At 54.3% G+C, this 22,750-nt stretch carries 16 protein-coding genes; 7 read left to right on the top strand and 9 right to left on the bottom strand.

Annotated elements, in window-relative coordinates; all coding sequences use genetic code 11:
- Positions 1-412: 412 nt before the first annotated feature.
- From CYQ09_RS09050 to CYQ09_RS09025, 6 genes are all read right to left on the bottom strand, one after another.
- Positions 413-3,505: a type I restriction endonuclease subunit R gene (locus CYQ09_RS09050; RefSeq protein ID WP_106745070.1), complete on the bottom strand. Its 3,093-nt coding sequence runs from the start codon at positions 3,503-3,505 to the stop codon at positions 413-415.
- Positions 3,505-4,656 (bottom strand): DUF4268 domain-containing protein, encoded by a 1,152-nt coding sequence (locus tag CYQ09_RS09045; protein WP_106745069.1) that lies wholly within the window; start codon positions 4,654-4,656, stop codon positions 3,505-3,507. The genes CYQ09_RS09050 and CYQ09_RS09045 overlap by 1 nt, the downstream gene beginning before the upstream one ends.
- Positions 4,656-5,573 carry a hypothetical protein gene (locus CYQ09_RS09040; protein ID WP_106745068.1) on the bottom strand — a complete coding sequence of 306 codons (918 nt, stop codon included), beginning with the start codon at positions 5,571-5,573 and terminating at the stop codon, positions 4,656-4,658. Before CYQ09_RS09040 ends, CYQ09_RS09045 begins: the two co-directional genes overlap by 1 nt.
- Positions 5,570-6,874 carry a restriction endonuclease subunit S gene (locus CYQ09_RS09035; protein WP_106745067.1) on the bottom strand — a complete coding sequence of 435 codons (1,305 nt, stop codon included), beginning with the start codon at positions 6,872-6,874 and terminating at the stop codon, positions 5,570-5,572. Before CYQ09_RS09035 ends, CYQ09_RS09040 begins: the two co-directional genes overlap by 4 nt.
- A complete protein-coding gene (locus tag CYQ09_RS09030; protein ID WP_106745066.1) occupies positions 6,871-8,391 on the bottom strand; it encodes a type I restriction-modification system subunit M in 1,521 nt (506 codons plus the stop codon). Before CYQ09_RS09030 ends, CYQ09_RS09035 begins: the two co-directional genes overlap by 4 nt.
- Positions 8,392-8,662: 271 nt before the next feature.
- A complete protein-coding gene (locus CYQ09_RS09025) occupies positions 8,663-8,932 on the bottom strand; it encodes a hypothetical protein (RefSeq protein ID WP_106745065.1) in 270 nt (89 codons plus the stop codon).
- Between the two features lie 213 nt (positions 8,933-9,145).
- On the opposite strand from CYQ09_RS09025, the gene CYQ09_RS09020 reads away from it, so the two are divergent.
- On the top strand, positions 9,146-10,090 hold the full coding sequence (locus CYQ09_RS09020) for a MobA/MobL family protein (RefSeq protein ID WP_162617622.1): 945 nt from the start codon (positions 9,146-9,148) through the stop codon (positions 10,088-10,090).
- Here the strand turns inward: CYQ09_RS09020 and CYQ09_RS09015 are convergent.
- Entirely contained in the window at positions 10,050-10,673 is a 624-nt protein-coding gene (locus CYQ09_RS09015) for a hypothetical protein (RefSeq protein WP_106745063.1), read from the bottom strand. The genes CYQ09_RS09020 and CYQ09_RS09015 overlap by 41 nt on opposite strands.
- Before the next feature lie 290 nt (positions 10,674-10,963).
- Between CYQ09_RS09015 and CYQ09_RS09005 the strand changes: the two genes are divergently transcribed.
- The 5 genes from CYQ09_RS09005 (at position 10,964) to CYQ09_RS08980 (ending at position 17,730) form a co-directional block, all read left to right on the top strand.
- Entirely contained in the window at positions 10,964-11,647 is a 684-nt protein-coding gene (locus CYQ09_RS09005; RefSeq protein ID WP_162617621.1) for a hypothetical protein, read from the top strand.
- A complete protein-coding gene (locus CYQ09_RS09000) occupies positions 11,644-12,066 on the top strand; it encodes a hypothetical protein (protein WP_106745060.1) in 423 nt (140 codons plus the stop codon). The genes CYQ09_RS09005 and CYQ09_RS09000 overlap by 4 nt, the downstream gene beginning before the upstream one ends.
- A 646-nt stretch (positions 12,067-12,712) precedes the next feature.
- Entirely contained in the window at positions 12,713-13,837 is a 1,125-nt protein-coding gene (locus CYQ09_RS08995) for a tyrosine-type recombinase/integrase (RefSeq protein WP_106745059.1), read from the top strand.
- Positions 13,838-13,995: 158 nt separating this feature from the next.
- Complete coding sequence (locus CYQ09_RS08990; RefSeq protein ID WP_162617620.1) at positions 13,996-16,254, top strand: hypothetical protein; 2,259 nt, start codon at positions 13,996-13,998, stop codon at positions 16,252-16,254.
- Positions 16,255-17,184: 930 nt separating this feature from the next.
- A complete protein-coding gene (locus tag CYQ09_RS08980; RefSeq protein ID WP_162617619.1) occupies positions 17,185-17,730 on the top strand; it encodes a hypothetical protein in 546 nt (181 codons plus the stop codon).
- A gap of 25 nt (positions 17,731-17,755) precedes the next feature.
- On the opposite strand, the gene CYQ09_RS08975 is transcribed toward CYQ09_RS08980, so the two are convergent.
- Positions 17,756-17,998 carry a hypothetical protein gene (locus tag CYQ09_RS08975; protein ID WP_106745055.1) on the bottom strand — a complete coding sequence of 81 codons (243 nt, stop codon included), beginning with the start codon at positions 17,996-17,998 and terminating at the stop codon, positions 17,756-17,758.
- A gap of 1,929 nt (positions 17,999-19,927) precedes the next feature.
- Here CYQ09_RS08975 and CYQ09_RS08965 point away from each other — a divergent pair.
- Positions 19,928-20,767 (top strand): site-specific integrase, encoded by an 840-nt coding sequence (locus CYQ09_RS08965; RefSeq protein ID WP_106745053.1) that lies wholly within the window; start codon positions 19,928-19,930, stop codon positions 20,765-20,767.
- 460 nt (positions 20,768-21,227) lie between these two features.
- On the opposite strand, the gene CYQ09_RS08960 is transcribed toward CYQ09_RS08965, so the two are convergent.
- Positions 21,228-22,706 (bottom strand): NAD-dependent succinate-semialdehyde dehydrogenase, encoded by a 1,479-nt coding sequence (locus CYQ09_RS08960; protein ID WP_106745052.1) that lies wholly within the window; start codon positions 22,704-22,706, stop codon positions 21,228-21,230.
- Positions 22,707-22,750: the final 44 nt, after the last annotated feature.

Below are 22,750 nucleotides of genomic sequence, written 5' to 3'. Positions count from 1 at the left end.
AGAGAGGGTTACCCAAGGAAACAAGCCGAAAATCACATTTTTCTGGAAATCTTGAAGAATGCCTGATCCAAGTGTTTTGCGCGCCAAATGGCGCGTTTGAGCAAGGGTGGTTGGCAATATTCTGTCAACGAGGAGGTGGTTCGCTACCACGGACAATCAAAATAGCTTGCGAAGAAAAACCCGCGCTCTGCGTCAACGCGACGGCCAGTAAAATCACACTGCAATATCAGATTCGGAAGCGGGCTACGGTCGATCTGATCTGGTCCTGTTCCGCCATGTACGCAACTCAGGCTTTGACATCGAAGATGTTATTCCTCAGATGCCGTAGAGATGGCTTGGTCAGCGTTTCTGGGAAACAGCATTTCAGGTTTCCACGTAGAAAATTTCCTCACGATTTTCGCCTTCGCCCAAGCTACATCATGCGCGCCATCGCCTCAGCTTGCTTGATGACAAGTTTGACAGCGTCAGCCTGAAGATCAGGTGGATAGCCAAAGCGCCGTAATATCCTTTTCACGGATACGCGCATTTTCGCTCGGACATCGTCCCTCTGCCACCAGTCAACGCCCGAGTTGTCACGTAGGGATTTGACCAACTCGGCAGCAATGATTTTGAGCTTGTCATTGTCCATGACCTCGACTGCACTGTCGTTTTGCGCCAGAGCATCGTAAAAGCTGCGCTCAGCCTCTGACATGTCATCTTCGGGCTCGGCACTGAGATCCTTGGCCATCCCGATCAATTCCTGGATGACCTGCAATGCGTCGATGCTGCGATTGTGATACCGGGCAATTGCACTGGTGAGGCGCTCAGAGAACTTTTGGTTTTGAACAACGTTGCCACGTGTGCGTGCCTTGATCTCACCATTCAAAAGCTTCTTCAGAGCTTCAACGGCCAGATTTCGGTGCTGCATATTCTGAATTTCATGCAGAAACTCTTCTGAGAGCACACTGATATCAGGTCGATCGAAACCACAGGCCTCCAGTATGTCCACCACTTCGGTGGAAGCCACTGCTCGATTCAACAGTTGTTCGATCGCGAAATCAGGCGAGGAATTGCGCCCTGCGCCACCCTTCACGTCCAATTTTTGCAAGGCTGCGCGCACCGCCAAGAAAAAGGCGACCTCTTCGGCATGTTTGGAAGTTTCAGGCGATCCCGCGGCCAATTTGAATGCCTTCGCCAAAGCCGCGACAACATCATGGAACCTCTTCCCGAAATCCTTGTCTCCCTCCTGGCCTTCCTCACGCGCCTTGGTCAACACATGATCCGCCGCTGCAGGCAATATCTCGATACGGTCGGCTGCTGTCCCACCAAGAACGCTGGAGTAATCAAAACCGTGGAAAAGGCCGCGTGCGACTTCAAGGGCGCTCAAAAACGCGGATACGGCCTCTCTCTCATCCACCCCGGTTTGCTGTTGGTCACCTTGTGAATAATGGGCCAAGGCTTTCTTCAGATCAGCAGCCAGACCGATATAATCGACGACCAACCCGGCTGGTTTCCCAGCGAAGACCCGATTAACCCGAGCAATCGCCTGCATGAGGCCGTGGCCCTTCATGGGCTTGTCGACGTAAAGCGTATGCATGCAAGGCGCGTCAAACCCCGTCAGCCACATGTCCCGAACAATGACGAGTTTCAGCGGGTCGGAGGTGTTCTTGTATCGCTTGCGGAGCGCTTCCAGCTTCGTCTTGCTCCTGATATGCTGCTGGAATGCCAACGGATCAGTTGCGTTGCCAGTCATGACAACTTTGATCGCACCAGTCTCGTCTGTGTCGGAGTGCCAATCGGGATGCGCCGCAACGATCCGATCATAAACCTCGACACATATTCGGCGGCTCATGCAGACAATCATGGCTTTGCCATCTATCGCTTCAAGCCTTGCATCAAAATGCGTGAGAATGTCCTCGACTACTGCATCAAGGCGCGGCCCAGCACCAACGAGTTTTTCGATCTGAGACCATTTCTTTGCGGTGGCCGTTGCCTCGTCTTCTTCGAGCGCCTCGGTCGCTTCGTCGAATTCCTCATCAAGGCTTTCCTGAACGTCATCGGCGATTTCCACGCGGGCGACTCGACCTTCATAGTAAATCGGAACGGTGGCACCGTCCTCGACTGCTTGGGCAATGTCGTAGACGTCGATGTAGTCCCCGAAAACAGATCGGGTATTTGCGCCGACCAACTCAACCGGCGTCCCGGTGAAGGCGACATAGACGGCATTTGGCAAGGCAGAGCGCAAGTGATGAGCCAACCCATGGCGGACTTCGCCGGTCATCTGATCCATCTTCGCTTCAAAGCCATACTGCGTGCGGTGCGCTTCGTCGACCATGACAATGACATTTGAACGATCCGTGAGTTCCGGGAAGGTCTCGCCTCGTCCCGGTCGAAATTTCTGCACTGTCGAGAAGACGATGCCCCCGACCTGACGGTTAAGGAGGGTCTTCAGATCATCAATGCTATCCGCCTGGGTTGGGTCTTCGCCCAGAAGGTCCCTACAGCGCCCAAAGGTTGTGTAGAGCTGGTTATCAAGGTCGTTGCGGTCGGTAAGCACCAAGACGGTTGGATTCTCAAGCTCCTTCAGATGCATGGCCCTACCAGCCAGGAAAGTCATCAACAGCGACTTTCCGGAGCCCTGAGTATGCCAGATAACACCGCCCTTACCATCGTCATTCCGCGCACTCAGGATTGATGCCATGGCTTTCCGGACGGCATGAAATTGATGATATCCAGCCGCCTTCTTGATCGGCCCTTTTCCATCATCCTCAAAGACGACGAACCACCTCAATAGATCCAGTAGAACAGCACGATTGAGCAAGCCTTCAGTGAGCGTATTGAGGGCAAGCCCCTCGCGTTCGGACTGGATGGTTTCGCCATCGACAGTCCTCCAACGCATGTAGCGATCCAGCCCTGCCGATAATGTCCCGTACCGCGCGTTCAAACCATCGGAAATCACCGAAATCAGAGAGGTTCGGAACAGGTTGGGGATGTCCTGCTTGTAAGTCTCGATCTGGTTGAATGCCGATTCAATGTTCGCACCCTCGGTTCCCTTCAATTCAACCACCACCAACGGCAGACCGTTCAGGTAAATTACAATATCGGGGATCCGAGGCGTCCGCCCGACCATGTCCACCTGATTGAAGGCATGCCAGGCGTTCTCCTGATCATCCCAATCCACCAGGCGGGCACGGTCATTACGCTCCTCTCCCTGACTGAAGTAGGTGATCGGTACGCCCCGTGTCATGAGCCCGTGCAGGCGGCGGTTCTCTGCAATCAAGTCACCAGCAAAGACCTCGTCCGTCACACGCGCCACAACCTCTTGTACCGCGCCATCCGGCAGATCCGGATTGAGCCGTTGTACGGCCTTGGCCAGAACCTTTCGCAATACCGCATCATGGAAACTGCGGCGTTCAGGGTCGCGCTTCTCGGGCGATATCTCAGCACCAGAGGCGGTCGAGTATCCCAGCCCAACCAGCTTTTCCATCATCCAGTCTTCGAGGTCGGATTCTGAGTTCCAAGCCATCAGCTCACCCCGCCCTGAGGGATTTTCGTGGCAAGCAACCGAACAGGCTCCGAGAATGCGGCATCCATCTTCTGATAGTGCTCAATCAGCCATTTGATCATCTCTGGCCAGTGCTCTTTGCTGTACCCTTGAACTGGCGTCTTACAGACCATCATGCTGACCTTTTTGTCGTCAATCCGTCGCCACTCCAACGGTTCGCCGACGGCCTCCTCATAGCGTTCTTTCTCAGATGCCAGTTGATCGAACAGCCATTTATTTTCTTCGCGGCTGGATCGGTTGAGCTGGAACTCCACCCGAACTTCGTGGCGAAGGAAGATCAATGTCAGTGTGCAACCCGACACCCCTATACTGGAGTTCACCCAATGATCTTTGGACGGTGTGATGTTCTGCCATCTCTCAAGGCCAGCCCCTCGTAGGCCCTCAAGCGCCTGCTCCCAAAACTCCATCCGCATTTGATGGCTCCAGCGTTGCGCACCTTTGGCATTCTTCTCCTCGCTGTCCTTCTCGGCCATCCGGATCATATAGTCTGCGGCCTCTGGCGTCGGGATCACCTGCTGCAGGTCGATGAACAGCTCTTCTTCGAACTTGTAGGGCATCACCTTGATGCAGCGCGCGTCGATCTGGTGTTCGCGCAGCCACAGCACTGTCGCCGTCACCTCGCGTCGAAAATTGGCGGCAATAAAGATGATCCGCTGATCTGTGCCGTCATTCAGGACAACCTGATCCAGCGTATCCTCCCCCAGGAACTCGCAGATGGTGCTGGCGGCATCGCCGGAGCCGTGACGGTCCAGATACTGCTGAAAGATCCCTACGATCTCGGCCTTTTTCAGACTGGAGCAATAGGCGGCGTATTTCAGAGCCTGCCAGACGACATCCCGGCCGGAATCGTCCAGCTTGTTCTCGATGACCACCAACTGCCCGCTCTTGTCCAGCGCCAGCAGGTCGAGCCGTTCGCGGGTGCCGTCGAACCCGTCAAATTCCTTTTGGATGATCAGCAGACCATCCTCACCCTCGCTCATTGCCTCACAGAGCGCATCGGGCATGGTGGCCAGCCATTCCTGCAGATGCTCCCTCTCTCGGAACCCCACTTCGGAAAAGCTGGTGCGTTCAAGCTTGCGCAGGCGGTTGGCGGAACGGTCAATCTGGAACATCAATCACCTTGGAATTTTGTAAAATCGAAATATGCGACGCCCTGGAGCTCCCGCTCTGACAACAGGCCCGTCAATCGACCCCTTCGCGCTTCATAAGATTGGTCGGGAGCAGAGACTGGGTCAGCATCCGAAGGCTGACCATCTTGCAGTCGCCCAGTGGGCTGTTCTTCGATCCCTTCATCCACCGACGGGATAGGCGTCTCTAATGAGAGCAAATCATCCACCCAATCGGGCCTGTCGTCCCTTGTCTTAAACTCTTGCCCACCTAACATGTTCTTCATCATACGTTCGACGGCGCAACCTCGAACGCTATGGTTTCCAACCGCGAAAAACCGATGCCATGGCACCGTACCAGGAAAGACCTCGGCAAGCTTATTTGTTTTCAAGGTTTTCATGAAGGCTGCTGTTGCAACAGAGCATCCCCATGAGCTACGCCCATACCAGTTGGTCTTGACTGACCGCGAAAACAGCGATGCGTCCTTGGCAAATTTGTGGTTGTAGAGAACATAGACGGGGTTCATTTTCCCAGCAGCATTGATCAACTGATCAATTTGTTTCCCGCCAGCATGAAAGCTATTGTATGCACCCTGCTTGGTCGGCGTTGGAAAGAGACGCTTGGCTTGCACCCGAAAGCCAATCTTGCAGTCAGGCAGTTCGACAAACCACTCCCAATCCGCACCGTTGCCTACTTTTACAACAGTGCCATCCTTTTTCGTTTCTCCACCTTCTTCTTTCCCGGAGAACATTTTCATTTTCAATCCGTGTGGCGACAGGTCCCGCGCCATACGAAGTAAAAGCATCTCGGTGATCGTCACTTCCTGCAGCCAAAAGTTATGCTGGATCGCGTCGTTCTGGTCAGTCCAGACCTGATGTGAAAGACCTCTGAGGTAGGCCCGAAGGTCACCGGAAGCGATCATGCGGATACAACCTCCTCAACCTGCTTTTCGGCCTCGCGAATGCGGAGGTTTCCGGACATGAGGCGAGGCAAAAGGGTGTCGCGGAGGGTGGCGAGGGTTTGGCTTTCTCTGGTCCTGTTGAGGGTTTCCAAGAACATCGGAGACACCAATTCTTCGAATGCTTGCGACAGTGCATCTGTGGGCGCAGTCACATTTGTAGCCTGCAAGGTCTTGGTGGTAATTGTGTCGAATACAGAACCATGTGCGGCAAGCGTGATGCCAACGACTTCATTCATGAAAAGGCAGTTGGCGAAAAAAGGTCGGCCATGTCTGGATTGCAGCGCATAGCAGGTCTGGTTCATGGCGATATCATCGCCAAACATACATGCCCGCCCAGTAGTTGCCCCCCTCGCGACAACCACGGTCGAGAATTTCGGAACAATCTTGGTGCTACTCTTAACAAGACCGGCTCGGGTTATCGATCTCTCTGTACCAATCAAGAATGATTGACCGCATTGACTGACATCTTTGGCACTCGCCCACGGGATATCGCCTCCCCAGTATTTGGGCTCTGAGGTCTTCGGCGTTCCACCAGAAATTAGCTCCATGACGTCCAATAAAGGTACAGAGGCCCACCCCTTCGGCAGGCCGTCGGGGCCGAAGCTGTCGGGGAAAAGGGCGGCGGTGGTGGGGTCCATGTGGGCGGGGGATTGGCCGAGGGCGCGGGCGTGGACGGGGTCGAAATCCACGAACCAAGACCGATAGAGCGCCCGCGCCATCTCCTCCAACGTCGCGCTCATCCGGCGATTCAGCTCGATCTTGTTGTCGAGAGCGCCGAGGATTGCTGCGATCTGTTGTTGCTCTGACCGTGACGGCAGGGGAATTTCGAGCGTTCGATAGTCATCACGCCTGACAAACCCACGTGCCGAACCTGACATCCACTCAAGAGGGCCGATGCAGAAGTGCCTAAAGCAGTAATGCAGATACATCGGGTCAACTTTTCCCGGCTTAGCTCGAATCCGCCACATATTCTGGTTTAGCAATGCGGGCAGGTTTTTTGCGCGAATAAGACCCACTTTACCAAGAGTCGCGCCCACCATCACAAATAGAGTGTCATCTTTTTGAAGAGCGAAGCGCTCATAGGCAGGAACCAAGACGTGAGGAATATACTTAGGATCGGAAAGGTCGACACTGCAATCATCCCTGATATTGAGCGTACGAAGAACCGCCATCCCGGTTTCACTATACTCGGAACTCTTAAAAGCATGCCCACCCGTCAGATCGGCCACTTTCGCAAGTTCGACTGTGGCCCATTCCATCATGTCAATTTCTCCAACCGCGCTTGAATCTCCGACTCCAGCCGCCGCCCCTCGGTAAACTGCGCCCTCAACTCCGCCGTCAGCCGCTCGAACTTCTCCTCGAAAGGCTCGGCGTCTTCCTCTGCTGCGCCTGCGCCGACATAGCGACCCGGGGTCAGCACAAAGTTGTGCTTGGTGATCTCCTCCAGCGTGGCCGCCTTGCAAAAGCCCGGCTCGTCTTCATAGGTGCCTGCGTCCGGCTCCCCCCGCCATGCGTGATAGGCGGCGGCGATGCGCGCGATCTCGTCCTGAGACAGCTCCTTTTGCTTGCGAGACCCAGCCACCAACGCGCCCATCTTGCGGGCGTCGATGAACAGCACCTCACCGCGCCGGTCGCGCAGCTTGGCATCCTTGGCGATGCCGTTGGATTTATCCTTGGCCAGGATCCACACACAGGCCGGAATTTGCGTGCCGTAGAACAGCTGCCCCGGCAGGGCGACCATGGCATCCACTGCGCCGCCCTCGACCATGGCACGGCGAATGTCGCCCTCGCCCCCTGACATCGACGACATGGAGCCGTTGGCCATCACCACGCCTGCGATGCCAGTGCTGCCCAGCTTGTCATAGATGTGCTGCATCCAGGCAAAGTTGGCGTTGCCGACCGGGGGCGTGCCGAATGTCCAGCGCCGATCCTCGGCCAGAATGCCGCCGCCCCAGTCAGAGATGTTGAAGGGCGGGTTGGCCATTGCGAAGTCGAATTTTTCGTCCGGGAAAGCATCGCGCAGCAGCGTGCCCTGATCGTTCCATTCGATGCGCGCCACGATGCCACGAATGGCAAGGTTCATGCGGGCAAGGCCATAGGTGGTGTGGTTGAGTTCCTGCCCGTAGATCGCCAGATCCTCGCGCCGTCCGGCGTGGTGATCAAGGAAGCGTTCGGAATGCACCATGAACGATCCGGATCCGCAGCAAGGCTCATACATCCGGCCCTTCATCGGTTCGATCATGTCGACGATCAGCTCAACCACGGGTTTGGGTGTGTGAAAGTCGCCGCCGCGCTTGCCCTCGTTGCTGGCGAATTCGGAGATGAAGTATTCGTAGATCCGGCCGATCAGGTCGAAGTCTTTGCGGGTGCCTTCGAACTCGATGTTCGAGAACAGGTCGATCAGGCCGGAGACGACATGGCTGCCCAGAGCCTCGCGGCCGAATACCTTGGGGAGTGCGCCTTTGAGCTGGTCATTCTCGGCCTCAATGGCGCGCATGGCGTCGTCCACCTTGACGCCGATCTTGGGGTCCTTGGACTGCGCCGACAGGGTCCGCCAGCGGGCCGCCTCGGGCACCCAGAAGATGCCTTCGGCCATATATTCATCGACATCATCGGCCACCTCCTGGCCCTCTGGCAGAAGCTCATCATACTTGCGTTGAAAGGCAATCGAGATGTAGCGCAGAAACAGCAGGCCCAAGGCCACGTGCTTGTATTCGCCCGGGTCCATGGAGCCGCGCATCTTGTCCGCCGCAGCGAAGAGCGTCTTTTCGATTGTCATCTGATGTTCCTTCCTGGCGCGTGCCCGCCAGATGGCTGAAATTATTTTCCTCACTATTCACATGTTTAGGGTGTGGTTCAATTGCTGGTAGGTATTTTGTTTTGCCTTTGGGAGCCGCTGCAACCGCCCCTTGTGTCCGTGCTCCTGCTACGACCTGTTCAGGACGGCAGTTACCTCGCCTCCTGAACAGGCGGTTCTTTGGACATGAAAAACTGAAGCCCGCGCATTACTCGCGCTTGCCTTCAGCAAACTCATCAAAAAGGTCTCGTAGCTATTTTGAAATTGTCAAATCACCGATTTCGAGAAACTGACGGTCCTTTTTATTGGTGATATGCTTGTGGATACCTGAGAAAGCCTTTTCAGCTTTTTCCGGAGGAAGATCATTTGTATAGGCCAGGAAAGCAGCGCCGTAGATGATTTTTCTGCGCGTATCAGCGCGCCTCTTTTCCTCTTTTGCTTTTTGATTCAGGTCTGAGAGAACGGCGGTCTTTTGCTCAATCTCGCGGGCCAGCGCTTCGATTTTCTTCTCTGTTCGGGACATTGTTGTTACCTTTCGTTGGGGTCCTGAAGGGGAAGTCGCGCCCGAGGTTGCCGGTCGCTTCATTTTTTTCGCATGCGAGATCGTAGGAGCAGGTTTCACAACCTGACGACCCGAGAGGTAGGAAGGCGCAATTACGCAAACTTTGTTTGCAGCGCGCCTGCAGCGGGCCTTTTTTGGGTAGCGAGATCTTGCCGGGGCCTGATCTCCCTCAGTATGAAACACCCTGCATGTCATTTTTCTGTTCTCACTCTTTCTCGCGGTAAAACCGCTGGCGCCGTCGCGCGGGCCGCATACATCGCGCGCTGCCGCTTGCACGATGATCGGATTGGAAAGACGTTTTCATACGACCATCTCGGCGGGCTTCTGGCCGAAGGCACCGTCAATTGGGTGACGGGAAGTGACCGACTTTGGAATGAAGTTGAGGCCGCTGAGACCCGCAAGAATTCCAGGGTAGCCCGTGAAATTCGCGTGGCGCTACCTGCCGATCTGCCGCTCGACGATATGCGCCGTGTAGTTCATGGCTTCACTTGCAATCTGAAAGATCGCTACGGCGTGGTGGCCCAATACGCCATCCACGCCCCCAAATTCCATGATAAAGAAGACGGCAAAGAAGTGGAACGCAAGTATCAGGATGGCACACTGGATCTCGAAGAATACCTGTGCATCATGGCGGACCCAAAACGCACAAATCTCAACTTTCACGCACATATCTTGGTCTCGACTCGTGAAAAGGATGAGGTGAGTGGTGGGTTTGGCGCAAAAGTCCGGCGTCTGGATAACATCAAAACTGGACCTGAGGAAATTCAGACAATGCGGGCTGAATGGGAGATCCGGACAAATGCTGCCCTCCGTCGCATAGGGTCTAAAGCCAGGATCGACCTTCGTTCTTACAAAGAGATGGTGAACACAGGCGATGCGCCGGAGGGTCTGACCCCTCAAAAGCATCTTGGTCCGAAGGCTTCAAATGCAAAGAACGCGGAGCTGGTCGAGGATGGACAACCTGTTCATCCAATTCAGACAATTGTTGAAAATACAGAAGGTCTGCCGGTCATTAAGGCAATGGTTGGAGCGCGAGAGAAGGTCAAGGATCACAACGATGAAACATGGACCTCATGGCTTATCCTTCGCGACCTGGAGAGGCAAAAAGCCCGGCTTTGACCCAAGATCTGCTCGATCTTGACCAAGACATGCGCCATCCCGCCTGCTCGGGTGTCATTTGTGGCATCACTGTGAGCTGAGGGTCCGGCATTTCCAAACGTTTAGGCAGGCGAGGAAGGTAGAATTTCGGCCATCTTTTTCCGCCATGGAGGCAGGCAAGAGACAAAAACATCAAATCATGCATTGTGCGGCATGCTCTGACTTGAGCCGTTTGCATGATCGCGAACACCGTGGATTTGGTCCCGAATGAATCAGAGAATCTTTTGCTTAACTTGAAACGCAGACGCCGACCTTCGATCTTGATCGTATCAAAAATTTTTTGATCGGCCAGTTCTCGGCAAGCAGTATGTAGCCACCGGTTGTCTTTGCTTTTTTCAGGGCCGACGGCCGCTGCAAGTATGCCTGTTCGGACACTATGTTCTTTTGAGAACTGTGCCGGAACAATTTTCATGTTGCCCTTTAGTGTGCAGTGGATCACATAAATTAGTCCGTGCACGAGCCTCAGTGCGAGGAAACTGCGGTTTCCGTTGACGAGGAACTGAATGACGGGTTCGGGGATCGTGTAATTGTCGTTGATGGGCATGTGTTTGTTGGCTCCTGTGTGTTGCAAGAAGCAATTGGTCCCCTACCGACCCCGTTCAAAATGCGTTTCGCCCCGTCCAGCAACCTGATCGTCCCGCGTAGCAGGCCAGGTCGCCCCGTTCAGCGGCACGATGCCCTGATGAAGCGTGCAAGAGTTGGTCTAATTAACTGCGTCGAACCACGGCATGAACGTTCGTATAAACCCGTCGTTCATGCGTGGATTGCCATCTATCATTCTGAAATATAATATTTTTACCGATTTTGAATTCCATGAAAATTGGAATTAGGGAATTGAAAAGTGTTGTTTTGTTTCTCTCGCACCAAGTGAACCTCCCCTCATTCCGCGACGAAAAACATGGATTTTTTCGACAACGGTTTTCCGGAGGAAATCTGGCTGCGGTTTATTCTGTCCGCAGTCCTCTGGGCGAGACTGCGGACAGAATGAACCCGCCACCAGCAGAGAAAAGATGCTTGAAGCAAGGAACACCTCCTTGCACTGCTGGAGTTACGATCAAAATGAACATTGCCACCCCTTTGGCCCTCAAGCCGACTTTGCCGCATCAACAGGCTGTCTTTCCCATTCATGGATTTATTGAGTTGAACCGTGATGCTCTCCACCATGCAGCCCGCCTGCTGGGTGGCTGTGATGGGGCACACACTGTCGATCAGATTTCTGATGCACTGAGCCGGGAGCTTGCGCCGTCGCGTAGGACTTCAGACCTGCTCAAGCAACTGCGGGACATCCTTTTCCTCGAACACGTGGACGATCCTGATCGGGTTGAATCTGGGTTCTTCGCGGCCATTGATCCCGCCAATCCGGTCGTGGAGGATATCTGCCTGCTGGCGGACGGACTGGCCCAAGCCTTGCGCAACTCTCCGACCGTCTCAGGGCTTGCTGGCCGTGCAATTGATGGCAATGGCACACAGGGTCCTCATTACTGTGCCGGTGTCCAGAAATTGGGAGACCTGAAATGAGCGCGGAACTTTCCCACCGAGAATTTCTGTTGGCGTTAACTGCGGATGCAGTGATGCAAGCGCGCATCGCGCGTGACCAGCTTCATGAAGTCATCATTCCGGCACTGCCCCCGCAAAGGCGCGCGCTTGCCGAGGCAGTGAAGCGCCAACTGCATGCGGATGCTTTGCTCACTAAGCCATTTTTGCGTGACTTGGAGATCCTGATCGATTTCATGCGGGTGGAAATCGAAAAAGGTATCCAGACAACGTGGATCGCGGATGAGCACAATGTGCACGGCGGTCATCATGAGCGCCATTTCGATACGCGGAGTCACTCTCTGGCGGTCGCTGTCGGGCATCTGATCGGCATGTACGAAGCCGCTACCGAAGTCATCGACTTTGCCGAGGCGGAGCGTCTGATCGAGGACCTCCTTCAATGATGATCCAGGACGGCGCGTACCATCAGCGCCGTCATCTTGAGGGCCCAGATGCCCGTGGGTTGGCTTAGACAACCAATCCCAAGCGTGCCGACACCCATACCTTCTGCTGCTCAAACGTCGGCGCGCGCTTTGACATGTGAACCATTTTCGAATGCCACTTCCGGGGTCAGCTTCATATAGCGAGACCTACTTCGAGAGAAGCATCCAAGGGGGACGAAAACGATCAAAACAAATCTCTACATCCTGATTCAAAGAAAGCAACCGCCCCCAAGAGATCAACATTAAGTGGCTGTAAAAAATGATAATAATCACTTTTTCGATACCTTCTCCCATGGATATCGAATGTTGCGCACAGGTGCGAGCGAGTTGGGAAAATAAGTCTGATTTCTTCCTCGGGACCCACAAAAAACACTCTGGTTCCCTTTATCGAAGACCAACTTGAGGAATGGAAAATGGCGGTCAGTCAAAATTGGGCGGTTAAGCCACTCACCCAAAAACAGGCTGCTGCAGTAATAGGGCTCAGCTACCGAACGTTCAGCGATGTCCTTTCAGACCTTGAGAAAGATGGCGTGAATACACACGAGCCTCGTGGAAGCCGCCGGGTCTTTTATCCCGAAAATATTGAGAACATCAGGACAGCACTAAAATGCAGACCAATCAAAAGAAAAAACGCGCCAAGAACCGTTCGAAGAGTAACCCGTGGCAGCCGTTCTGGGTCGAAGACGCGGGCGACTGGGCCATCGACTTCGTCATCGACGGCCGCAGATTTCGCCGCCGCCTTGGCTTGCGCACAATCGAAATGAAGCAGAAGGCGAACGTTGAAGCCAAGCGGCTTTTCGATGAAGCGTGGGAGGAAGCCAAACAACCGGTGCTCCCCGAAGCTGCTCCGAAGACACCTTTTTGCCTCGCGGCTCTTCGCTACATGGAGCAGGGAAAAGAAAAGCGTTTCCTGGGCCGTATTATTGAGCATTTCGGTGAGCATACGATGATTGAGGATATCGACACGATGAAAGTCGCGGAAGCCGCCGCAGCTCTCTATCCGAATGCGAAGCCAGAAACGGTTCGGCGCCAATTGAAAACTCCGATTAAAGCCGTGATCAATTTCGCTCAGGGAACCGGCCGTGAAAAGAACCACGATACCAAACGGACACGTTGGCTCACTCCGGAAGAGGCCGAACGGCTGATCTTTTTCGCGAGCAATCCCCACAAAGCGAAGCTGGACGACCCACAGTGCAAGACGCTCCAAAAGATCGCTTTCATGCTTGGTGGTGGCGCCGGTCCCGGAGAGACCTTCTCTTCGAAGGCCGAGCACTGGAACTCTGCGACTTCGGAGTGGTGGTTGGACGGGACCAAGACCAATTATCGCGCGCGCTTTGTTTTGCTCCCGCAGCGTTCCATCGATTTGATGGGCGATCTTCCGGAAAGCGGCACTGCATTTCTCACGCCGGACGGTCAGCCCTATGTAGAACGGCAGAATGGTGGCGGACAGATGGCTGAAGCATTCAGCAAGGTCAGGAAAGCCGCAGGTCTGGGTGCGGATGTCGTACCATACACCCTGCGCCACACATGGGCGACATGGTACTATTCTCAGACCAAGGACTTTCGGCGGCTCGTCGATCTCGGCGGCTGGAACAAATCCGACACTGCAAACCGGTATTGCAAGGTTGCGCCAAAGGATCTCGGGAACCGCCTTCTCCAGCATGGTTGGGATTTCAGGGAGGACGTCGGAGCACCGGTAAAGTTCGGAGAACTTATTACCATCGGAAAATAAACATAATCGCCTGGGGCAATTCCCCCGGGCGATTGCACAATTGGTCCACGAGATGCATTGTCAGGGCCATGACAAATCATCTCACTTCCCGTCCCATCGTCCGCCCCATCGACATACAGTCTGGCATCGGAGTTCTGACACGGGCAGAGATCTGTCAGATGATCGCGCTCATCGAATGCGTGGACGGCATCTTCCTTGCGAAGGGTGCAGCTGCCGGTGTCGTTGCCAAGCTTGGTCTGGACGTTGACGTCGCTGCAAATCAGATTCAGGCCGCTCAGGATGATCTGGCCAGATCGACTGCCTCCGAAGGTGATTTGCGCTTTCGCCTCTGGGCTCGGCTCACCGATGCTTTGGCGATCCCGTCCGAACCACCACTCTCGAAGAAATCCGCCACCAGATCGGCCTCTGCCTTTGCGGTGAGGGCCGCCGAACGTCTGACACCATCGATCAGATCCCGCCACCGGGAAAACAATCGAGAACTGTCAGAGAGCGGTCTTGCCGCACGGATAGGCGGTAGGGCTGCCGATTATTGGCGAATTGCGAAGGTCGCGATGACATCGGAACCGCCTCTGGCGTTCCCGGAAATTGTGGCCGAAGAAATGCTCGTCTTGCTCGCAGACGAAGCCCTCGTTGAGGCTGTTGCGGAAACGGCAGATCCAGAAATCGCCATAGCGCTTAGAGATGGGCAGTTAAGAGCACGCAACGCTATTGCCGCCGGTGGCGCGTGGGTCGGTGGGGCTGCGGTAGTCGCAAATGCCGGATTTGTTCCATATATTCTGGCGGCTCAATTGAGCGCTGCAATCCCCATGGTGAGCGGGCCGACCCTGGTGTCTCTACTCGCAACACTCACAAACCCTGTGACTGTTCTCGTCGGGGTCGCGACACTGGGCTGGCTCGGGATCGGACGCGGATCACGGCTTGTTCGCAGCCAGCTTGCAGCACGCCTCGGCGTCATGTTGGCTGCACAGGGCACTCATCACAGTGAAACAGGCCTGGCACAGTTCTTGACTGATATGCGCGCACTTGACCACTCGCAGGCGGACGCGCTTGGCTGGATGCGGGCAAGCGACCGATCTGCTCTTCGAAGAAAGATGGGCGTTCTCAATGGCCGCCTCGTCGGCCCTGTCCCACCTCCTGCGGGCGCTCCGCCGGCCCCCTGGTCCACCAAGAGGGTATCGACGGATGTGACCGATGCATCACTTGTCGTGGGTCTGACGGCCGGTGAGATGCTTTGGCATGCAGTATCACTCGATGCGAATGTTATGAAGGCCGCTGATTTCTCCCGCACCGAGGACCTTGGGGATCCCCTGGCATTTGCTTGTCGCGCCAGTGATTTCGTTAATGCTGGTGCCGGATGGTCACTGCGGGGATACACCGCTGAACGCCTTGTCATGGACCAACTGATTGCCGATGGGCACCATGTCCGCCTTGCCGATGCAAGTAACACGCCTGGGCTTGATCTAATTGTCGATGATCAGGCCGTGCAGGTGAAGTGCGGCACCTCGCTCTCCAACCTAACCGATCACTTCGAAAAGTACCCCGATATTCCCGTGATAGCCAATACCGCGCTGGCCCAGCAGGCCGCCGAGAGCGGCGCGCCGTGGGCACATTTGGTGACTACCCTGCCAGGATTCGAAATTGGCTTAATCGAAAAGCAAATAGCTGAGACGCTCGGCCACGCTGCCGACCTCGCTGACCCTGACATCTTGCAGTTCGCCCTCTCGATTGGTGTCCTACGCGGTGGGATCGAAGTCGCTCAAGGCAGGGTGCCGTTTTCGGATTTACCTGCCTGGTTACTCCTCGACGGAGCGTCTCGCGGTGCACTGGGCTTTGCGGGCAGCCAGGCTGGAGCCTGGTTCGGTCTGGTCGCCATCGGTCCGGCCGGCGCGCTCATCCTGGCCCCCGCGATAGGCGGTGCAGCCCTTTTGGGAAACAACACCCTAAAGACCGCCGCGCAGACACATCTGATGGCGGAGTGGTTGCGAGGCCTTTTGTGCGCCGCTGAAGGACTACATCTTGGCCTTATTGCGACCCTTGAACGCCGCATCGACAACCTTGAGGCGCGCAACAGCGCCTTCTTCGGTCGAGCATCGCACTCAGAGCTTGACGCATGGATGGCGCGAAGATCGCAAGATGATCTGGTGGCAACCATTGAAGATCTAATATCTCTCAATGCCATGCAGCCGAAAACCGAAGCCGACGTTCTCCGGCTGCTGTTCACAGCACGCGACATTACCCCTGCTGATGCAAAGGTGCTTGGTTGCGTCCGAATGGTCGAGAAATCACTTGCTCAAAAGCCTGGTTTGAAGACCGTTATGATCGACGCCGGGCGCCCGGCTGCGAATGCGATCCGATCGCGCTTGAAAGGCGCTTGGTTCAATCAACGTGAAACAGAAATCGTTGATGATGAGCAGTAGGTGCAGTTGACGAAGATTTGTCAAACTGGAATGAAAAAGGATAAAATTCTTTTTTTACAGACACTTACAGCCCCTTAGCAGGGGAGCGCCTTCGACCACTCGGCCACGTCTCCACCGACGCGTATAGCCAAGTAAACATAAGGGTTACAAGGCGAAAATCTCCAGTTTTGAAATTTTCTTTCCTGGACAAAAATACCCTCAAAATGGCCCTGAGTGGCACAGAATGGCACTGGGTTTGGGAAACATTTGGTCAATTTCCCTTACAGAGAAAGCGCCCTGAACTGCGTCAAGTCAATTTTGCGATGGCAATTGCCAAGCACGAGAGCCAACGAACAAAAAGCGTTTCCGTCAACGTCCACTCGAACCGATCTCCTTTTTGTAAGGAGGTTTGGTCATGAAAAAAGTCAAGGACGACCCAGGTTCAGCAACCACAAAAGAGCTGGCCGAATATTGGAGAATGCCATCTGTTAGGGCCGCTCGTGAACTTGCACTGGCACTCGGCCTACGGCGTATCGAAGGCAAATTTCCCTGGTATTCCGTTTGGGCAATTGAGGGCCTGGCTCCACCGCCACGCTACAGGTGGGAAGAATTAAAGCTTCCGCATAGCACTGCAGGCGATGTGGCTGAGGCGCTCGGAGAGACTATACGATCTGGAAGGCGGCGTGGCGTTTCAAAGCCTGATCCGAGTTTCCCAGACCCGATCCCGCTCCGAAAAAAACCGATACTCTGGCGAACAGCCCAGCTGCGCGCTTGGCAGGCGGGTTTGCCAGTCCCCAACTATCGGGTCGCTTCGACCGCAGCACGGCGCACACCAAAACCCCTGGCTAACCGAACTCAAGAACCTCCGTCCAATACCTACAATCCGTTCGCCAAACCGAACATCACCTCCAGAAGGCGCGTCGCTATGGCACATGCGCAGCTTTCGCAGCTTTGGAAACCGATGCTGTCCCGGCCAGGGTATCCAATATTCTGGCTCTGACATACCGCGGCAAGTCCCCTTGGTTGTTTCTGGGCATTGGAAAGTCAGACAACGGGCGAATGAGCATTCCTGCGGCGTTCGTGAAGAACCGCAAGGGCATTCACGCAGTCATTCAGGCGGCGAGCCCTTTCCGCGGGCTTGAGACGATGCGTTGGTTTGAAGCCAAAATTCGCCCCCTATTTTGCAATCACAAGGACAACGACCACTTCTTTCCCGCAGTCATAGATCCAACGAAACGCCTTCCATATGGAACGTTCAAGTCATGGTGGTCCGACTGCGCCGCTAATTGCGGATTCCCTGGGATGAACCCTCACATGTTCCGCCACGGCCAAGCTTCAATCCTTGTGGCACAAAACCCAGGTAATTGGTCTCTTGTGTCTGCTCGGCTTGGCGACTCAGAAGCGGTATGCCGCACAGCTTACGCCTGGATCGACCACGACAAATTAGTGCTTGCCGGCCAGCAAGAACTGTCAAAGGAGCTTCCACGTGCCGCATGAACCAATCAGTTCCGATGAAATTCTCTCACTTCAAGTTGAAGGAGGTCAACGAAGCAAGGATAGCCTGCGTATACCCCAATGCTTCAAATGCTTTTTTTGCAGCCGATGCCAACTCCGCAGGAGAGCTTCCCATGGTCGTGATCTTTACTTGAGAAATCTGGTCCTCCTCGCAGCAGTAGTGGCGTGTGATCCAAATATGCAGATGGCGCATCGAATACTTGCAACGCAGCCACAGGGTCACCTCGCGCAGGTCAGTCTTTACATACATTGATAGTCTCCGTTCTCAGCTAAGATGGGCCGCGCTCGGTGACGAGCACGGAATGAAATTAGGGATTGGGCGTTAAAGGAACCGCGCAACCAGATCAGACACTTTCGCTCCGTGCCACCGGGTTGCATCCGAAGTGGGTGCATTCATTACGCGGGCGAGGAGATCCAAGTGCTCGAAGGACTGGCTTCCAAGCCGGTCCGCGATCGTCAGGAGAGCATCCTGTATTGCAGGCGCAAGCTCGGCGCGCGACTGTGACACTGTTTTGCCAGATCCAATCTGGCTCAGAGCGACCAAGAACCGCGGTTGCGGCGCGGATCGCGCTCCGATCAAAACCGGAATGCTGATAGACTTCGACCCCGCCGATATACTTCTCAAGAACAGGTAGGACCTCAGCGAACGTTGGTCCACTCAAGACCATCTTGTTATCGATGCCATGCAGGCCGGTGAAAACCCAATGGGATGTCTGCGGATCACCTCTGCCTCAAGGCTTGAAATGTCGAGATCATCGGAAAGAGGCACCCAAACAGCTTGGCAGTAGGCGAACCGGTAGAGAGAGGCAACAAGCCAGGAAAGAAACATGACTTAGTTCACAGCTTGTGGGGTGCCGTTTCGTCTCGTCAAAATGAGGAATGGGCACCATTTGCGACTGGGACACTCATACGCGGTGGGCTTTAGTAACGGTTTCTGCGCGAGATTGGCCTCAAATGAGCCGAATCAAACCCAATTGATTAGAGCAAGAAACCGCCAGAACACGCCAACTGTGCGAAGAGCGAAGATGTTACGGCTGTAACATTTATAACGCTTGCGTGATGGGACGCCTGCAGTTCCGAGACGTTTTTATTGGAAATTCACCACAGAAGCAACGAAATCACCAGTCTTAGACATACCATTTCACAGAAGGGGAAACGACACGAAAATCCTCCTTCATGTAAGGTTTTTCGCCCATGAGGTAATTACTAACATCATGTAAAAAATAAACTTTTTTCCTTTTGATGCCTGATTGAACTTGAGGTGTTTTCGGACCGAACTCGGAACCGGTCAGAAGAGACGAAAGCCCAGAACGCCTCAGCTGCACTTTGAGCGGAAAAAACGTCAGGGCATATCCAAGAGGAGAGGTTATTTTATGATCGCGCCTGCGGTGTCCAAACCCAACTCCTCAGAGATTAGAACAAAATAATTCCATCGAAAATTTGCCTACCAATTGATTTTGCTTATCAAATTCTATTCGAAAATTTGTACTTTCTCTGGCACATATTCTTCTTCCCATCCTGATGTTGGGGATTCCAGACATCACGTTTCCAATGAAAATTGGTTCAGAAAATTCGTTCTGCAGAAATTTTTTCATACTGAACAATCTTGGTGGAAAAAGACGAAAAGCCAATTCGAAAAATGGGAACTGAAAGACTTTTTCCAATAGGTCAGCACGCAGCACGATTTCCCACCTTCCGCATCGCCTTGGTTTCGTTTTGCACACCGTCTTTGACCTTCAAAATTCCTTGTGAACGGTCTTGGAAAAATCAATTTTTCCACTGAAATCGCTACGCAAGAAAATTCCAACAGATAAGAAAAAACCGCGAAAGATGGGCCGCAGGCATCGTTGCCTCCCCCTTTACAGGCAATCTCTTTTACGCCCCTCAATGAGGCCGAGCCCAAAGGAAACATGTGTTTCCACAGCCAAAAGAGGAGGTTCGGAAGAGTGTCAGATCAAGGTCATCAAGACAGTCAGTTTTGCCCCCACTGCTGCAAATTCACAGATTGGGCTGAGCCACCGCTGAAGCGAAAGCAAGCGGCACGTGCATTAGGGCTTTCAGTCGAAAGCCTCTTCAATATCCGCAGACAATATGGCGCGCATTACGAAGTAGACGCGCGGCATCGAGGAAACATTGTTTTCTACCGACATCACATCGAAACAATAAAGGAGATATTGAAATGGGAAAACGAGAAACGTTTGGGGGTGAGCCACCGTGCTGGCATCCGTTCTGGAAAGATCGGTCGTGGTGCTACGATTTCCGCGTTGAAGGGGAAAGGTTCCGGCGTTCGACGGGCGTCTGCGATCCAGGCAAGGTTGAAATAGCCAAATTGGTTGCCGAAGGCGTTCATGACGCTGCTTGGGAGCGCGCGCTGTCGCCTGTTCCAACCTTCATGGAGGCCGCCGAACTCTACGTCGCAGAATTTGGTGCACATGAAGAAGAGCTTAAACCCATCGTCGCCTATTTCGGTCCAACTGTCCGAGTCGATGAAATCGACCCTTTTACGCGTAAACAGTGCGAGGTCGCTCTTACAAAACCGCACTGGAAGGCTGCCACCAAACGTCGCCAAGTGTCAGTACCGCTGAAGGCCGTGATCAACAACGCACTGGGATTGCGACCGGAGGTCCATGAAGACGACGTCCGCAAACGCATTCTGACGCCGGAAGAGGCCGAACAGCTTATAAAGGCGGCTTTAAGCCCGCCAGAAACCGTGCGAGATCCACGCCGCCGCCTCTCGAAGATGATCGCCTTCTTACTGGGCAGTGGCGCGACCCCCGGGGAGATGTTCTGCGTACGTGCAGAGGACATCAACCGCCAGACCGGTGAGGTTTGGATCCGCGGCGATGAGGTCGGCGGCGGAAAGACTGCGTATCGTCCCCGCATGCTACTGCTCCCTGAAAGGTCATGGGAGCTGATGGGTGACCTGCCGTCCACAGGCCGTGTGTTCCTGTCCACCACTGGCAAGGATGTGGTGCCGGATGGCCAACGTGGTAGCACGGTTACAGAGAAAGCGCCTTGAACTTGGCTTGAGCCAGTCGTTCTGATCATCCGGGGTAATCAGATCCCAACCTTCGGTGTTCGTGATACCGTCGATTGCACCAAAATCTTGGATAACCGCCAGTTTCTGTTTCTGGTCCAGATAGTCGCCGATGTCGTGAAAAAAGATCCGGCCATGCTCTGCTGCTTCTGGGTTCTTCACGAAGACGCTGATCGCAACCGGCGTCCTGGTGCCTTCTTGCAATTTATCCCTAGTGTTTTTTAGAGTTCATACCACGTCGCTGCGTTGGAGGTGGGGTTCGCACGTGTCTGAAGTAGACCAGTGTCCTATTGCAATGTGTAAATTTCTTATTGGCGCTGTGATGCCGCCTGCGAAGCAATTTAATATCGCCGAATTCTGCGATCGCTGGGGGTATATTGATATCGTGGCTGTCCCAATAAGGGTGTATATTGCGGTTACATACCCTTATTTTTTATTTACATTACACTCCTACGCAGATGTATTTCATCTCAAGGTAGTCCTCGATGCCGTGTGATGATCCTTCGCGGCCGAGGCCTGACTGCTTTACACCACCAAATGGCGCAACCTCGGTTGATATGATGCCAGTGTTCACACCCACGATCCCGTATTCTAGTGCTTCGGCGACCTTGGTCACACGTGAAAGGTCTTTGGCATAGAAATAGGAGGCCAACCCAAAGATCGTGTCATTCGCTTGAAAGATTACGTCGTCTTCGTCTTCAAACATGAACAGCGGCGCAAATGGACCGAATGTTTCATCTGTGCTGACAGCCATGTCTTTGGTCGCGTTGCTGATGATCGTTGGTTCAAAGAACAAACCGCCCAGATCGTGCGGCTTGCCGCCTGTCAGAATAGTCGCGCCCTTTGAAAGTGCATCATCAAGATGGCTTTGGACTTTGTCGATCGCTTTGGCTTCAATCAGGGGGCCGAGTGTCGTTCCGTCTGTGAGGCCGTCGCCGACGCGCAGGGATTCGACCGCCGCTGTAAATTTGGCCGCAAAAGCGTCGTAGACACCTTTCTGAACATAGATACGGTTGGCACAAACACAGGTTTGGCCGTTGTTGCGGAACTTGCAGGCGATTGCCCCTTCAACGGCGGCATCAAGATCGGCATCATCAAACACAATGAACGGCGCGTTGCCGCCCAGTTCCATGCTGCATTTCATGACTTGGTCAGCGGCCTGACGGAGTAGGATGCGGCCAACTTGGGTTGATCCAGTAAAGGTCAGTTTGCGCACGATGTGGTTTTCGCAAAATTCCTTGCCGATCTCGTCTGCGGCATTTGATGTCACAACGGAAAATAGCCCCTTGGGCACGCCCGCCTCTTGTGCCAGCTTTGCCATCGCAAGCGCAGACAGGGGCGTTTGCGAAGCGGGTCGCACAACAAACGCACAGCCAGCGGCAAGGGCTGGGGCCACTTTGCGTGCGATCATCGCATTGGGGAAGTTCCAAGGCGTGATGCCCGCAGCTACGCCAATTGGCTGCTTGATGACGCTGATCCGCTTGTCGGCCATGTGTCCGGGAATGGTTTCGCCATAGACGCGTTTTGCTTCTTCGCCGAACCATTCGATGAATGATGCACCATATGCCACTTCGCCGCGGGCCTCTGTCAGTGGTTTGCCCTGTTCGGCGGTCATGATGATAGCAAGGTCTTCTTGGTTCTCCATCAGCAGGTCGAACCATTTGCGCATAACTTTTGAACGTTCTTTGGCGGCCAGCGCAGCCCACGGTTTTTGCGCCTTTTCAGCCGCAGAGATCGCTTCGCCGACTTCGGCGCGGGATAAATCTGGAACCAGTGCGATAACATCCCCTCGCGCTGGGTTTGTTACTTTGAAGTTCGCCCGATTTTCAGCAGACACCCATTCGCCGGAAACAAATGCGGCTTCACAGACCAGATCCGGACGCGTGAGCATGGATTTGAGGTTGGTCGTTTCATCAAGCATGTTAGGCTCCTTATGTTTGGCGCTATCTGACCCTGCACTTAGGG

This window comes from Yoonia maritima (assembly GCF_002933395.1).
GTDB lineage: Bacteria > Pseudomonadota > Alphaproteobacteria > Rhodobacterales > Rhodobacteraceae > Yoonia > Yoonia maritima_A.
The sequence above is the reverse complement of the archived record's forward strand: the minus strand, read 5'-3'. Positions and strand labels throughout refer to the sequence as shown.